Genomic DNA, 12,961 nt, shown 5'->3' on the forward strand with positions numbered 1-12,961 from the left:
AATCAAAAATCGAGAGCCCCGTTCCGATTCCATTGGAACGGAAAGGGCTCTAAGCGCTCGTGAAAATAGTGGCTAGGCGTTATTTGTCCATGAATAGAGCTGCATGGCTGCCCCTGCGGAGGGCAGGGCCGCGCAAAATGCGTCATTGAATCGGGGAGACAAAGGTGCGCCGGCACGGCAATGATCGGACATGCCTGATGCCTTAGAACCGCTCCGCGTGCTCGTTTCCGAGGGTTCCAGCACCTCGGCCATCACGATTCTGGGCCTGTCGGGCCATCACGTCGAGGTCTGCGATCCCTCGCCGTGGTGCCTGTCGCGGTTCTCGCGCTTCGTCCGAAAATTTCACCGCTGCCCCGGGCTGCGGGATGATCCCGCCGGTTATCTGGCCTTCATCGAGCAGCGGCTGGCCGACGGGAAATTCGACGTGCTGCTGCCCACGCATGAGCAGGGATTTTTGTTTGCCCGGGCGAAGCCACGCATCGAAGGCCGCGCCGGTCTCGCGTTGCCGAGTTTCGCGAGCTACCGCACCGCGCATAGCAAGGCCGGGTTCAGCCGGCTGCTCGATCGGTTGGGGCTGCCGCAGCCGCCGACGCGCATCGTGACGTCCGCGCAGCAATTGCGTGAAGCCCTCCGATTTCCCGCCGTCGTCAAGACTTCGGTCGGCACCGCGAGCCGTGGCATCTGGTTCATCCGCAATGCCGGCGATCTCGAAGGCGCACTGCACGATCTCGGTGCCGGCGATGCATTCGCCGATGAGGTCTTGGTGCAAGACCTCATCGCAGGAACGACCGAGAAGGCACAGTCGGTGTTTTGCCGCGGCCAGATGATCGTTTTTCATGGCTATCGACAGGTCATGGCCGGCGTAGGCGGCGGCGAGGCGATCAAGCAGAGCGTGAGGCGGCCCGTCGTTCGCACGCATCTCGAAAAAATCGGACAAGCCCTCGACTGGCACGGCGCGCTATCGATCGACTACATCTTGCCCGATGATGGTGATGCGCCGTTGCTGATCGATTGCAATCCGCGCCTGGTCGAGCCAATGAACGCGTATCGCTCCGGCGTCGATCTGGTCGGGTTGCTGCTTCTGATCTCGCTGGGCGAGACGCCGGCAGCGTTGCCCGAGGGCCGTGAGGGCATACTCACGCATCTGGCGATGCAGGCACTGCTCGGATGTGGCGCGCGCGGTGGCGCGCGGCGCGATATTGCGAGGGAATGTTTGCGCCTGTTTGCGAAGCGCGGGCCATATGCCGGCAGCACCGAAGAACTCACGCCGGTGCGATCAGACTGGATCAGCGCCGTGCCGCTTGCGATGACGGCCGCATTGCTGCTGGCCTCGCCGAAGTCAGCGGTCAAACTTGCGCGCGGCGGGTTTGGCGCGCATCTGCTGGATATGGCAAGTGTTCGGACGATTGAGGGGGAGGGGTTTGGCTAACCTCAACTTGTCATCGCCCGCGAAGGCGGGCGATCCAGTACGCCGCAGCCTCCCGGTCGACTACGAACGCCTCGGAGTACTGGATCGCCCGGTCAAGCCGGGCGACGACAATCCGGTGTGTTGCATTACAACGGCTCATCATCATTGCCGTGGCTGTCTCGCTTCGGCGTGGCGATGTCGCCGTCCTCGTAGTCTTCATCCTCAACCGGCGCGCGCTCCGGCTTTTTCGGTTTGTCGTCCGCCGGCTTCGGAGGCTCGTTCTTCCTGCCCGTTCCGCCCATCTGATGCCTTTTTTGCCGGATCAATCGGCGTTTGCGCTGCATGCCGATTCGGAGTATCGGCATGACCTCAATCTAATCGCGTTGGGCCGGCATGTTAGCGCCGGTCACAGGAACTTTCCTGCCCTTTTTGCGGCGTTCAGTCCAAGAGGGCGTTCACACGGAGCCAGCATGAAGAAGCCCCGCCCTGCGGCGGACGAACCGCAGCCGCGCAAAACCATCCGCGCCGACAAAGCGCCGACCACCGGTTACTCGCTGGTGGTCGACGGTCATTTCAAATCGCATCACGAAACGGTCGAGGCCGCCGAAGAGGCGGGCATGGCCCTGAAGAACAAGTTTCAGATGCTTCAGGTGCAGGTCTACGATGCCGAGAACAAGACGCGTTCGATGATCGATTGGCCGGGGCCGGCGTAACGCCGCGGATCTCTGACTTTATTTTTTCACAGCCGGGCCAAAGCGCGAAGCGCGTCTTGGCCCGGGCACGACGAGACACACCCGTAAGAGTCCTGCCTCAGGTTCGCCGTCCGCCGTTCTGCTGGCTCGCCAGCCAGTCGGACAGGGCTACCGGCTTCTCGTTCGACCGCTTGGTGCTGGCGGACGCCTTCTTTGCGGCCTTCGCGGCGGGGGCGCGCTGCGGCTCGGCGGCCTCGCGCGCGAGCCGCAATGCCTTCAGCTTCGCCATGTTGTCGAGCACGGCCTTGGCAGTGGCGTCACGTTCCGCCTTGCCGGATCTCGCATCTTGAGCCGCCCTTGCCACCTTGTCGGCGCGTGCTTGGGCGCGATCACGATCCTCTTTCGTCATTTCAGGTCAGCCTCTTTTGGCGGCTTTGGTCTTGGCCTTGCTCTTGACCGCCGGTTCCGGCGGATTTTCGCGGTCCGCTGCTTCCTTCGCCAGACGCAGCGCGCGCAATTTCTCGGTCCGCTTTCGGATCGCGACGTCGGCGGCCGCGATCTCGGCCATCGCCTTGATGCCTTCGACTTCCTGGGTGCGCTTGCGGTTCAACCTGATCTCTTTCAGTTCCGCGGCGCTCTTCGGCTCATCGTTCATGGCATACCTCTGAAATCACGACAGATATCGTCGAGCGGTCTTGGGGCGGTTTATCACGGTTTGGGGCGCTGAGGATGTTATTTTCGGTCGAAAAAGCCCCACTTTCTTGTCAAATCAGCCTTCATGATGAAGGGCAGCTTCGTCGTCGGCCTCGTCTGGGGCCGCAGAATCGAAGCTCGCAAGCCAGGCGCTCAGCGCCGCTGACGCGTGCCCCTGCGACTTCAGTTGCCGCAACGCAATGCGGACGCTGATCCGGCCGTGGCGGTCGCCGGCCACCGCCTTGGGCGGCTCACCGGCAAGCACCGCATCGACCACCCGCCGCTTGGTCGCAAGGGCTGCGGGATCGCCGCAGGTGGCCATCATCCGCTGAAAGGCATCATGGTGCGTGGCGTCGAACGGCCGGGCCTCACCCAGGCCGTCCCGCGCCGGATGCGGCGGATAGAGATGCGCGCAGGGAACCAGACCTTCAGGGACCGGCTCGGTCGCGGGATGGGTGCGGCCGCTTTTCAATAGCCTCGGCAGCACATGGGTGTGGGGACCTTCCGGGCTCTTGCCCGATGGCGGCGGGATCGGCTGATAGACCTCGATGCGGCCGAGCCGGCTGATGAAGACGCGGTGCGGATTGGCCGCGAGGATCATTGCCATGGCGGGATTGCCGGGGTCGAACACGGCGCGGCCGATGTGTTCGCGCAGCCCCGCGGCGAGGCTGCGATCGCTGATGCGGACGCAGAAATCCGCCTGCAGCGCGCCAAGGCCGAGATCGAACAGAACGGAGTTCCGATCTTCCTCCCGTAGCGCCTGATGATCGGGGCCGATCTCGGTCAGCGCGACGCGCTGGTTCATGGCGCAATCATCTTGCGGCAGGCATAGCGCGATCCTTTGATTCCACCCGGTTTTGGTGATGCCCTCCGACGCGAAGGGGCGCATGGCAGTGTGTGGCTTCAGGGCGATGCCGCCACGCGGCGTCACGGCCGAAACGGCTTCCGCCGACTGGACGAGGCGCACCGGCTCGCCATGGTCGCGCGAAAATTCGGCGATGGCGTCGAAGGAGCCGAGGCTCCATTGCGTGTCGGGATTGGATATTTCCCGCTGCAAGAGATCGATGGCTTTGGCGCTCATCGAAGCCATCGGAACGGAAGCGGTTCAGGCATGAAGGGGTATTCTCCCGGGCAGGATGCTCGGGAGAATACCGTCTCGTGAGGTCAGGACAAGCCGGTCCGGCACAAGGCCGATCCGGCTGCTCGGATTAGAACGTTGCGCCGGCCTTCACCAAGAAGGTACGTCCGGGCAACGGGTAGGCCGCGAAGCGGCCGGGCGTGAACGAACTGGCGATGGCGTAGTCGTAGTATTGCGCATCGAACAGGTTGTTCACGCTCAGCGACCAGAAGAAGTGTTCGTAAGCGCCGCTCAGTTTCAAGTCGACGGTGGCGTCGGCCGGGATGCGGCGCCGGATGTTCTCCTGGTCGTTGTCCATGACGCGCTCGCTCCATGCGCGCACCGTGGCATCGAACACCAGGTAGTTCTGCCAGATGTTCCAGGTCACGCCGCCGCTTGCCGTGTAGCGCGACACCAGCGGCACGTCCTTGCCTTCGAACTCCCCCTCGCGAAACACCGCGCGGGTGTAGGCGATGCCGCCGCGAAGCAGCACGGTGTCGCTGACGCGGAGCGAAGCGCTGGTCTCCGAGCCGTAACGACGGGTCGGATCTAGGTTGACGTTGTAGAACAGCGCCGGGATGAAATGGATCTCGTTCTCGAGGTCCATGCCGTAGATGCTCGATTGCATCTGGAAGCCGCCACTCTTGATGCGGAAGCCGCCTTCGATGTCGTGCGAGGTCTGGGTCTTCAGCTTGAAATCCTGGGGCGGGCCCGGGAAGGGCGCAAATGGCAGCAAGGGTCCAGAGGCCACGCGTTCCTCGACATTCGGCGTGCGGAATGCGTGCGCGGCGCGTCCGAATACCGAGAACACGTCGTTGAAACGATGCTCGAGACCCACATGCAGTGCGTAATTGGTTTCGCTGCTGTCGAGCGGGAGCGCCTGGGTTTCGAAACCGAAAGTGCCGGGTGCGGTGGGATTCAGGCGGTCGCGCGCGCTGAGCCACGTGTTCTGAACCCGGGCGCCATAGGCGAAGTCGGTGGTCGGCGCCAGGCCGACGGTATGTTGCCAGTATCCGGCCAGCGATTGCTGCGACAGGTCGTAGACGTGGATCGGCTGCGCGCCCTTGAACAGCGGCCGGTCCGAATTGAAGGTGGCATCGTAGTAATCGATGCCGGTCAGGATCTGTGACGGCACGCCGAACAGCGAATTCTTGATGCTGAGGCGCGGCGTGATCGACCAGGTCTGCAGATGGCTGTCGACGTAGTTGAAAGGAATGGTCGGCAGCGTGCCGAAGAAGCCAGCCTGTGACTTCTTGTCACGAACGCCGCCATCCACGATCAGGTCGACGCCGTCGATGATCGTCTTGGTAAAGCCGGCCGTCGCGCTGGCGCCCTGCTGGTTACCGTAGTCGAACGGCGTTGAAGTGCCTTTGCGGTCGGTGACCAGTTCGTTGATGCCTTGCAAGGGACTGACGATGCGACCGCCGGGGAATCCCAGCTTCTGGTCATCTCCGGTGACGGTGAGGAACGCCTTGAGGTCGGGCGTCGTGTAGTTGAGGTTGCCGACGCCGTTCTTCTGGTCCAGCGCGTTGTTGTCGCGATAGCCGTCGGATTTGATGGCATTGCCGTAGAACGAGGTCGACCACGGCCCGTAATTGGTCGCTGCCGAGATATTTGCGAGACGCGTGTTGAACGAGCCGACACCGGCCTCGGCCCGCATCGTCACCGGCGGACCGCCGACGCCGCTTTTCAGAACGATATTGATGACGCCACCGATCGCGTTGTCGCCGTAGAGCACCGCGCCGCTGTTGCCGCGCGTGATCTCGATGCGCTCGATCGACTGAAGCGGGATGGTCGACAGATCGACCTGTGCCATGTCGACATCGTTGAGACGGCGGCCGTTGACCAGGATGAGCGTATTCGAGGTCGCGAAGGCGCCGAAGCCGCGCAGATCTACAGAAGTCTTCGCGCCATTCGCCGTAACGCCGTACAGCGAGGTGAGCTGCACGCCGGGTACTTGCGCGAGAATGTCGGGCAGGTTGTTTGATGGCGAATGGGCGATGTCCTGCGCCGTGATCACGCTGGAGGCGGTGCCGACGATGCCGTTGAATTGCCGGCCACCGGTGCCTGTGCCGCCGGCGTCGGCGGTACCCGGGCTTGCGCCATCGGAGGTCCCCGTGCCGGCGCCGCGCGAAGGCCGCGTGGTCCGCGCCTGACGGGTGGTGGTGCCGCTACCGTCGTTGTCCAGCGGCCGGGCGCGAGTCTTGTTCGGGTCGGTGGGGGGGCTGACCTCGACCGGGGGCAGGGCCGTTGGTGGCGTTTGCGCCGAAGCGGGCGAGCCACTCAGCGCAAGGATGCTGGTGGCGAGCAGCAGCGCACTATGCCGCTTCGCGGGGGTTGTGAAAGACATGGACTTAACCTCGGTATGACGTCAGTGGTACGTCACAGCGAACCAAGTCTCACCATCTCGCTTCTCGCGAACCCAGTGAAGCTAATGCCTGTACTCCCCGACCGACATCTTCGCGTGTGACCACGGCTGACGGCAGGTCTCCTGGCTCGCGGGTCGTTACCCCATCGTCGCCTTCCCAGGACCGAGTTTCCCAGTGGCATATGACGAAGGATTCGCCGCTTACAGTTGCGGGGGCAGCCGCGGAATTGGGGATTTTCCCCGCACCGCATTCCCTTTTGATCCCCAAAACGGGAACCGTCAGGAACTATGGTAGAAGTTTGTCAAAGTTCGAGTCAATCCGCCTTGGGCGCGCTTGCGATCCTCACTGGACGAGTGCGCTATTTTTGCCGCATGAGCACCGCTGCCTGCTCCTTGCCTGAGCTCCTGTACCGGGGCGGGTAAAACTGCTTTAGGACGATCGATGAGTGTTGAGGCCGCAACCCTGACCAACGAGGATGCCGCACGCCGGCGGATCGGCGCTGTGGCGGCGCTTGCCGCGCTCGTTGCGCTGCTGATGCTGATCTCGCTCGGCATCGGGCCCGTGCGGCTGTCGCCGCTTGCGGTGGCGCAAGCGCTGTTCGGCGGCGGCAGCGACGTGTCGCAGGTGATCGTGCGCGAAATCCGCCTGCCGCGCACGCTGCTAGCGCTGGCGATCGGCGCCATTCTCGGGCTGTCGGGCGCATCGCTGCAGGGTCTGTTGCGCAATCCGCTGGCCTCGCCCTCGCTGTTCGGCGCGCCGCAATCAGCCGCGTTCGGGGCCGTGCTGGTGATCGCGCTGGGGCTGGCCGACGTGCGCTCCTATGCGCTGCCGGTGGCGGCGATCATCGCGGCGTTCGCGTCCGTTTTCGTGCTGCTTTCGATCGCCGGCCGCAATGCCGGGCTTTTGATCCTCATTCTCTCAGGCCTGGCGATATCGAGCTTCGCGGGCGCCGCCACCGCGCTGGTGATGAACCTTTCCAGCAACCCCTTTGTGGTGCTGGAGATCGCATTCTGGCTGCTCGGCTCGCTGGAGGACCGCAGCTTTCAGCATGTCATGCTGGCGTTTCCCTTCATCATTGCCGGCGCGATCATGCTGTTCAGCCAGCGCCATGCCTTTCGCGCGCTGAGCTTGGGCGAAGAAACCGCGCAAAGCCTCGGCGTCGATGTCGGACGGTTGCGGCTGTTCGTGATTTCGGGCGTGGCGCTCGGCGTCGGCGGCGCGGTCGCCGTCACCGGCACCATCGGCTTCATCGGGCTCGTCGCGCCGCATCTGATGCGGCCGTTGATCGGCCACGACCCTGGGCGGCTTCTGGTGCCGAGTGCGCTCACAGGTTCCGCGCTGTTGCTGGCGGCCGATATCGCGGTGCGCATCATCCCCTCGACCTCAGACATCAAGGTCGGCGTGCTGACCTCGATCATCGGCGTGCCGTTCTTCCTCTACCTGATCATGCGCGAACGCCGCGCGCTCGGCGGAGGCGTCGCATGAGCGAAACGGCGCTTCTGACCGCAAAGGGCATCGGCGTGCGGCTCGCCGGCCGCGTCGTGCTGAAAGAGGTTTCGCTGTCGCTGTCGCCGGGCCATCTGGTGGCGCTGGTCGGGCCGAACGGCGCCGGCAAGACCACGCTGCTACGGGCGCTGGCGGGGTTGATCCCGTCCGAAGGCGAGATCGAGATCGGCGGCCAAACGCTGTCGTCGCTGCCGCTGCGCGAGCGCGCAAAACGTTTTGGCTATCTACCGCAGGGGCATGTGGTGCACTGGCCGCTGCCGGCGCGCGATATCGTGGCGCTCGGCCGCTATCCGCACGGCGCCACCGATCCGGCGCGACTGTCGCCCAGGGATGCGGAGGCGGTGCTGCGCGCGATGCAGGCGGTCGACGTCATGGAGTTCAGCGATCGCCGCGTCACGGAATTGTCCGGCGGCGAGCGCAGCCGCGTGGCGCTGGCCCGCGCGCTGGCGGTGGAGGCGCCGGTCATCCTGGCCGACGAGCCGACTGCCTCGCTCGACCCGCGGCACCAGATCGACGTCATGAAGAATTTGCGCGCGACCGCCGACAAGGGCGTGCTCGTCATCGTGGTGACGCATGATCTGGGATTGGCCGCGCGGTTTGCCGACCATGTGCTGGTGCTGCGCGAAGGCCGGCTGGTGTCGCAGGGCGCGCCGGCAGAGGCGCTGTCCGAGCAGGTGATGGCTGACGTGTTTCGGATCTCGGCCTATCGCGCGGAATTCCAGCGCGAGGCGGTGATCGTGCCGTGGGCGGATATCTGATGCAGCGGCGGCTGGCATTTCTGGTCGCGATGATGGTGCTTGCGTTGCCGGGCAGCACCGTGCTCGCAGCCAGTCTGCCGCGCCTGGTGTCGATGAATGTCTGCACAGATCAGTTGCTGCTGACGCTGGCCGACCCCGAACAGATTCTGGGATTGAGCCGGTTTGCGCGGGACGGCTGGCAATCGCAGGCCGGCGACATCAGCCGCTATCCGGTGTTATCAGGGGGAGCCGAGGATGTGCTGCTCATCAGGCCCGACATCGTCGTCGCCAGCGCGTTCGACAAGCGCTCGACGCGGGAGCTGTTGAAGGCCAAGGGACTTCGCCTCGCCGAACTCGCCGTGCCGCGAACCCTCGACGAAGCGCGGCAGCAGATCCGCGAGGCCGGCGACATCACCGGTCACCCCGATCGTGCGGCTTTGGAAATCGCGCGGCTTGATGCGGCGCTGGCGCGCGCCCGCCGCGCGGTCTCGGAACGGCACTATCGCGTGCTGCCGTTGTCGCGGCGCGGTTGGGTCGCGGGCAGCGACAGTTTTGTCGGTTCGCTGCTGGCCGAAACCGGGTTGCGCAGCGCGGCCGGCGATCTCGGCTTCGCCTTTGGCGGATTTGCTTCGCTGGAGGCGATCGTGAATTTGAGGCCGGACTTCATCGTGGTTTCGCAGGCCGGCGATTATGCGAGAGATGATGGCCAGGCGTTCCTGCTGCATCCTGCGCTGGAGCGCTTCTATCCGCCGGAAAAGCGCATCGTGATTCCGGAACGCATGACCGAATGCGGCGGCGTGCTGCTGGCGGATGCGCTCGACGCGCTGACGGCGGAGGTGAAGCGGGTGGGGCGGTGATACGCCCTCGCTGCCGTAGGGTGGGCAAAGCGAAGCGTGCCCACCATCTAGAGGCAATCCGTTGGTAGATGGTGGGCACGGCGCAAGCGCCGCCTTTGCCCACCCTACGGACTGCGTTCGCAGGGACGACCATCCCATAAAGTTTACCCGTGAACCACCGGCCCACCGACCTTCTTCCACGCATCGATGCCGCCTTCGATGTGCGCGGTGTTGGCAAGACCCGCATTCTTCGCCGCGGCTACCGCCATCGCCGAGCGCTCGCCGAAGGCGCAGAAGAACACCACGCGGCGGCCGGTGGCGGCGGCGACTTCGCGCAGCATGCCGCCGGGCTTGAGGCTCTCGGCGATGCCGGGGTAGGGCGCATGCAGGGCGCCCGAGATCGTGCCGTGCTTGGCGCGCTCGCTGGTCTCGCGCAGATCGACCAGCAGGATGTCGGGCCGGCCGAGACTCTTGATCGCATCAAGGGCGCTGAGCGCGAGCCCCTGCTTGGCAAGCTCCTCCTGATGCAGGCCGACATGCATGTTGGCAGGCACCGCCACGTCCATCATCTTCGGGTTCGGCAGCTTCAGATTGGCCATCAGCTCGATATATTCGTCGACCGAGCGCACTTGAAGCCGCGGATTGTAACGCCGCTCCTCGCCGATGGTGGAAACCGTATCGCCCTTGTAGTCGTGGGCGGGGAATACCATGGTCTCGTCAGGCAGTTTCAGCAGTCGATTGAAGATCGATTCATACTGCGCGCGCGAAGAGCCGTTCTGGAAATCGGTGCGGCCGGTGCCGCGGATCAGCAGCGTATCGCCGGTGAAGACGCGATCGCCCATCAAGTAAGAGTAGGAATCGTCGGTGTGGCCGGGCGTGTACATGACATCGAGGCTGAGCCCCTCGATCATGACCTTGTCGCCGTCGGAAACCCGCATCGACACCACGTCGGCCTTGCTCTGCTCGCCCATGATGGTGATGCACTGGGTGCGGTCGCGCAGTTCGCCCAGGCCCGTGACGTGATCGGCGTGGAGATGGGTGTCGACGGCCTTCACCAGCCGCAGATCTAGTTCGCGCAGGAGCTGGCAGTAGCGGTCGGCCTTCTCCAGTACGGGATCGAGGATCAGCGCCTCGCCACCGGCGCGACTGGCCAGCAGGTAGCTGTAGGTGCCGGAAACACTGTCGAAAAGCTGACGAAAGATCATGGCCGTTGTTCCAATAAATTTTGACTAGCTCGGGCGGGCGTAATCTCAACCTCGCTTCTGTAATTCTCTCCGCCGTCATTGCGAGCGAAGCGAAGCAATCCATGTCTCGGCTTGCGGCGCTATGGATTGCTTGCCTGCGCTCGCAATGACGTGGGGGCCGTCACGGTCTTACCAGCGTATATCCGTTCTCCGTCAGAAACAGGATCTGTGCGACGCCGACCTGCACCGGTGTCGCCGCCGATATGAACTCCGGACGCTTGCCCGCTTCACGTTCGATCGTATCGACGGTGTTGAGGCAGATGTCGAAACGGGCGCCCTGCGCCACCAGGCTCTCGACCATCTTGCGGTTGGGATTTTCCGGACGCAGCAGCTCGATGCCGGGGCCGAACGCCACGACCTCGATCGCGACCTTGTCGGGATCGTAGTGCTTCATCAAATTGCTGGCGACGCTGAGCACGAGGCCCTGCTTGCGCGGGTCGTTGTCGGAGAGCTGCAGCACGATTTTGTGCTCGGCAAACGGCTTGTCCTGCAGCGGCACCTGCTGGGCGTGGGCATCGGGCGCGGCGGCTGCGATCAGAAGCGCCGCTGATATCGCGCGAATGATGGTTGAAAAACCTGTCATCCCTGTCCTGCAATGCCGGGATTGTCTTCAACGCCCTTTAGCGTCACGCCCGACGCGGAGCGGTTGGGCGGTTTGCCAGACCGCAGATGTTTGGCGACCACATCCCAGATCGGCGCGCCGGTCTGCTCGTTGACGGAGGCCCAGCCCGCCACCTTGTAGTGCTTGCCGGCTTGCAGCGCATGGCCGTTGTCGAGCTTGAGTTCGGAAATCCGCTTGCCCACGTTCTCGTTCGGACTGCAGGTGTAGGCAAGCCCACCGACGCGGACCATGTCGCCGCCCTGCTGGTAATAAGGGTCGGTGTTGAAGAGGTTGTCGCAGATGTCTTCCAGCACGTCCTTGATCTGGCTGCCGGTCATGGTCTGGACGTAGGTCTCCGGATAGGTGACGGCGGTCTGCGCCATCACGTCCTCCATCGTCAGCGGCTGGCTTGCCAGCGCGGTGGTGCCCCAACGAAAACCCGGCGACAGTGCGATCTCGGCATTCAACTCGCCGCGTAGCGCGTCGCAGATCAGTTGATCCATCGTGCCGCTGAAATTGCCGCGGCGATAGAGCAGGCGGTCGGCGGAAGCGATCTTCTCGCTGAGTGCGGCCGCATGCGGCTCGCGGGTCTTGTCGATCAGTGTCTGCATCGCCGGATCGGGCTTCAGCAATTCCGAAAACACCGGCAGCAGCCGGTAGCGCACATTGGCGACCTTACCCTTGCCGAGTTCGAGATCGAGCACGGCCAGAAACTTTCCGTTCGAGCCGGCATTGGTGACGAGGGTGACGCCGCCCGGATTGGTCACGGGAACCGGCTGCGGTACGGCGTCGTGGGTGTGGCCGCCGAGAATGACGTCGATGCCGGTGACGCGGCTGGCGAGCTTGAGGTCGACATCCATGCCGTTATGCGAGAGCAGAATGACGGCGTCGACCTTGTCGGTGTTGCGATGGATATCGACGAGCTTTTGCAGTTCCTCGTCGCGGATGCCGAACTTCCAGTCCGGCGTAAAACGCTTCGGGTGCGCGATCGGCACGTAGGGAAACGCCTGTCCGATCACGGCGACACGATACCCGCCGATCTCCTTGATGACGGACGGCTTGAAGACGCGGCCGGATGCCGGATCGAACGCCTTGGCGTCGTTGAAGGCGGCTTCCTCGGTGAGGAAAACGTTCTGCGCCAGGAATTCGCCCTTGAAGCGTTCGAGGTTGGCGCGCAGCGCCTTCTCACCATAGGTGAATTCCCAGTGGCCGGTCATCGCCTCGATGCCGAGCAGGTTGGCGGCATCCACCATGTCGGCGCCCTGCAGCGTGTTGGAAAGGCCGGTGCCCTGCCAGAGATCGCCGCCGTCGAGCAGCAGCGCGCGCCCGCTGCCGGCCTCGCTGCGCATCCGGTCGACCAGCGTCTTCAGATGCGCAAAACCGCCGAGCTTGCCGAATCGTCCGGCGGCCTTTTCGAATTCAATACAGGTAAACGCATAGGCGTCCGCGCTGTCGGGGCGGATGCCGAAACGATCGAGGAAGGCTCTTGCGACCAGATGCGGCGGATTGCCCCGCATCGAGCCGACGCCGAGATTGACGCTCGGCTCGCGAAAAAACACCGGCCGAAGCTGCGCGTGGGTGTCGGTGATGTGCAGGATGCGCGCATTGCCGAAGCGCTCGAGATCGTAAACGCCTGCATTATTATCGGCCGCCTGCGCACTGAGCCGCGGCAGGCTGCCGGACAGGGTGGCGGCGCCCGCTAGCGTCAGGAAGTCGCGGCGGCGGATGGTCATGCGGGTCTCCGCGCGTCGTAAGGCG

At 64.2% G+C, this 12,961-nt stretch carries 13 protein-coding genes and 1 riboswitch; of the genes, 5 read left to right on the forward strand and 8 right to left on the reverse strand.

The window, feature by feature from the left end; genetic code table 11:
* The first annotated feature begins 190 nt into the window (after positions 1–190).
* Entirely contained in the window at positions 191–1,429 is a 1,239-nt protein-coding gene (locus ACVWVY_RS08510) for a hypothetical protein (RefSeq protein WP_456625956.1), read from the forward strand.
* Between the two features lie 125 nt (positions 1,430–1,554).
* On the opposite strand, the gene ACVWVY_RS08515 is transcribed toward ACVWVY_RS08510, so the two are convergent.
* Positions 1,555–1,752 carry a hypothetical protein gene (locus ACVWVY_RS08515; RefSeq protein ID WP_456632486.1) on the reverse strand — a complete coding sequence of 66 codons (198 nt, stop codon included), beginning with the start codon at positions 1,750–1,752 and terminating at the stop codon, positions 1,555–1,557.
* Positions 1,753–1,878: 126 nt separating this feature from the next.
* Here ACVWVY_RS08515 and ACVWVY_RS08520 point away from each other — a divergent pair, with 126 nt between their 5' ends.
* The gene (locus ACVWVY_RS08520) at positions 1,879–2,121 is read left to right on the forward strand and encodes a hypothetical protein (RefSeq protein WP_456625957.1); all 243 of its coding nucleotides are present in this window, start codon (positions 1,879–1,881) and stop codon (positions 2,119–2,121) included.
* Positions 2,122–2,218: 97 nt separating this feature from the next.
* Here ACVWVY_RS08520 and ACVWVY_RS08525 read toward each other — a convergent pair whose 3' ends face one another.
* From ACVWVY_RS08525 to ACVWVY_RS08540, 4 genes are all read right to left on the reverse strand, one after another.
* Positions 2,219–2,509, reverse strand: a complete 291-nt coding sequence (locus tag ACVWVY_RS08525) for a hypothetical protein (RefSeq protein WP_456625958.1) — start codon at positions 2,507–2,509, stop codon at positions 2,219–2,221.
* Between the two features lie 6 nt (positions 2,510–2,515).
* Entirely contained in the window at positions 2,516–2,755 is a 240-nt protein-coding gene (locus ACVWVY_RS08530) for a transcriptional regulator (RefSeq protein ID WP_456625959.1), read from the reverse strand.
* Positions 2,756–2,869: 114 nt separating this feature from the next.
* Positions 2,870–3,874: a DUF6925 family protein gene (locus ACVWVY_RS08535; protein ID WP_456625960.1), complete on the reverse strand. Its 1,005-nt coding sequence runs from the start codon at positions 3,872–3,874 to the stop codon at positions 2,870–2,872.
* Positions 3,875–4,001: 127 nt separating this feature from the next.
* Complete coding sequence (locus tag ACVWVY_RS08540) at positions 4,002–6,260, reverse strand: TonB-dependent receptor (protein ID WP_456625961.1); 2,259 nt, start codon at positions 6,258–6,260, stop codon at positions 4,002–4,004.
* 114 nt (positions 6,261–6,374) lie between these two features.
* Positions 6,375–6,574, reverse strand: a riboswitch (cobalamin riboswitch).
* A 146-nt stretch (positions 6,575–6,720) separates the two neighbouring features.
* On the opposite strand from ACVWVY_RS08540, the gene ACVWVY_RS08545 reads away from it, so the two are divergent.
* Genes ACVWVY_RS08545 through ACVWVY_RS08555 form a run of 3 tightly spaced genes read left to right on the forward strand, consistent with a single transcriptional unit; the run spans position 6,721 to position 9,379 of the window.
* Positions 6,721–7,764, forward strand: a complete 1,044-nt coding sequence (locus ACVWVY_RS08545; protein WP_456625962.1) for a FecCD family ABC transporter permease — start codon at positions 6,721–6,723, stop codon at positions 7,762–7,764.
* Positions 7,761–8,543, forward strand: coding sequence for an ABC transporter ATP-binding protein (locus tag ACVWVY_RS08550; RefSeq protein ID WP_456625963.1), 783 nt, complete (start codon positions 7,761–7,763; stop codon positions 8,541–8,543). Before ACVWVY_RS08545 ends, ACVWVY_RS08550 begins: the two co-directional genes overlap by 4 nt.
* Positions 8,543–9,379: an ABC transporter substrate-binding protein gene (locus ACVWVY_RS08555; protein ID WP_456625964.1), complete on the forward strand. Its 837-nt coding sequence runs from the start codon at positions 8,543–8,545 to the stop codon at positions 9,377–9,379. The genes ACVWVY_RS08550 and ACVWVY_RS08555 overlap by 1 nt, the downstream gene beginning before the upstream one ends.
* 143 nt (positions 9,380–9,522) lie before the next feature.
* Here the strand turns inward: ACVWVY_RS08555 and ACVWVY_RS08560 are convergent, their stop codons facing one another.
* From ACVWVY_RS08560 to soxB, 3 genes are all read right to left on the reverse strand, one after another.
* Positions 9,523–10,563, reverse strand: coding sequence for an MBL fold metallo-hydrolase (locus ACVWVY_RS08560; RefSeq protein WP_456625965.1), 1,041 nt, complete (start codon positions 10,561–10,563; stop codon positions 9,523–9,525).
* A gap of 160 nt (positions 10,564–10,723) precedes the next feature.
* Positions 10,724–11,185 (reverse strand): DsrE family protein, encoded by a 462-nt coding sequence (locus ACVWVY_RS08565; protein ID WP_456625966.1) that lies wholly within the window; start codon positions 11,183–11,185, stop codon positions 10,724–10,726.
* Positions 11,182–12,936 carry a thiosulfohydrolase SoxB gene (soxB, locus tag ACVWVY_RS08570; RefSeq protein WP_456625967.1) on the reverse strand — a complete coding sequence of 585 codons (1,755 nt, stop codon included), beginning with the start codon at positions 12,934–12,936 and terminating at the stop codon, positions 11,182–11,184. The genes ACVWVY_RS08565 and soxB overlap by 4 nt, the downstream gene beginning before the upstream one ends.
* Positions 12,937–12,961 lie beyond the last annotated feature (25 nt).

The organism is Bradyrhizobium sp. URHC0002 (assembly GCF_054059515.1).

Bases quoted from the DNA above. Each gene is read 5' to 3' on its own strand.
- soxB (WP_456625967.1), bottom strand. From the start codon at position 12,936: ATGACCATCCGCCGCCGCGACTTCCTGACGCTAGCGGGCGCCGCCACC.
- ACVWVY_RS08565 (WP_456625966.1), bottom strand. From the start codon at position 11,185: ATGACAGGTTTTTCAACCATCATTCGCGCGATATCAGCGGCGCTTCTG.
- ACVWVY_RS08540 (WP_456625961.1), bottom strand. From the start codon at position 6,260: ATGTCTTTCACAACCCCCGCGAAGCGGCATAGTGCGCTGCTGCTCGCC.
- ACVWVY_RS08525 (WP_456625958.1), bottom strand. From the start codon at position 2,509: ATGACGAAAGAGGATCGTGATCGCGCCCAAGCACGCGCCGACAAGGTG.
- ACVWVY_RS08545 (WP_456625962.1), top strand. From the start codon at position 6,721: ATGAGTGTTGAGGCCGCAACCCTGACCAACGAGGATGCCGCACGCCGG.
- ACVWVY_RS08555 (WP_456625964.1), top strand. From the start codon at position 8,543: ATGCAGCGGCGGCTGGCATTTCTGGTCGCGATGATGGTGCTTGCGTTG.
- ACVWVY_RS08520 (WP_456625957.1), top strand. From the start codon at position 1,879: ATGAAGAAGCCCCGCCCTGCGGCGGACGAACCGCAGCCGCGCAAAACC.
- ACVWVY_RS08515 (WP_456632486.1), bottom strand. From the start codon at position 1,752: ATGCAGCGCAAACGCCGATTGATCCGGCAAAAAAGGCATCAGATGGGC.
- ACVWVY_RS08550 (WP_456625963.1), top strand. From the start codon at position 7,761: ATGAGCGAAACGGCGCTTCTGACCGCAAAGGGCATCGGCGTGCGGCTC.
- ACVWVY_RS08530 (WP_456625959.1), bottom strand. From the start codon at position 2,755: ATGAACGATGAGCCGAAGAGCGCCGCGGAACTGAAAGAGATCAGGTTG.
- ACVWVY_RS08510 (WP_456625956.1), top strand. From the start codon at position 191: ATGCCTGATGCCTTAGAACCGCTCCGCGTGCTCGTTTCCGAGGGTTCC.
- ACVWVY_RS08535 (WP_456625960.1), bottom strand. From the start codon at position 3,874: ATGAGCGCCAAAGCCATCGATCTCTTGCAGCGGGAAATATCCAATCCC.
- ACVWVY_RS08560 (WP_456625965.1), bottom strand. From the start codon at position 10,563: ATGATCTTTCGTCAGCTTTTCGACAGTGTTTCCGGCACCTACAGCTAC.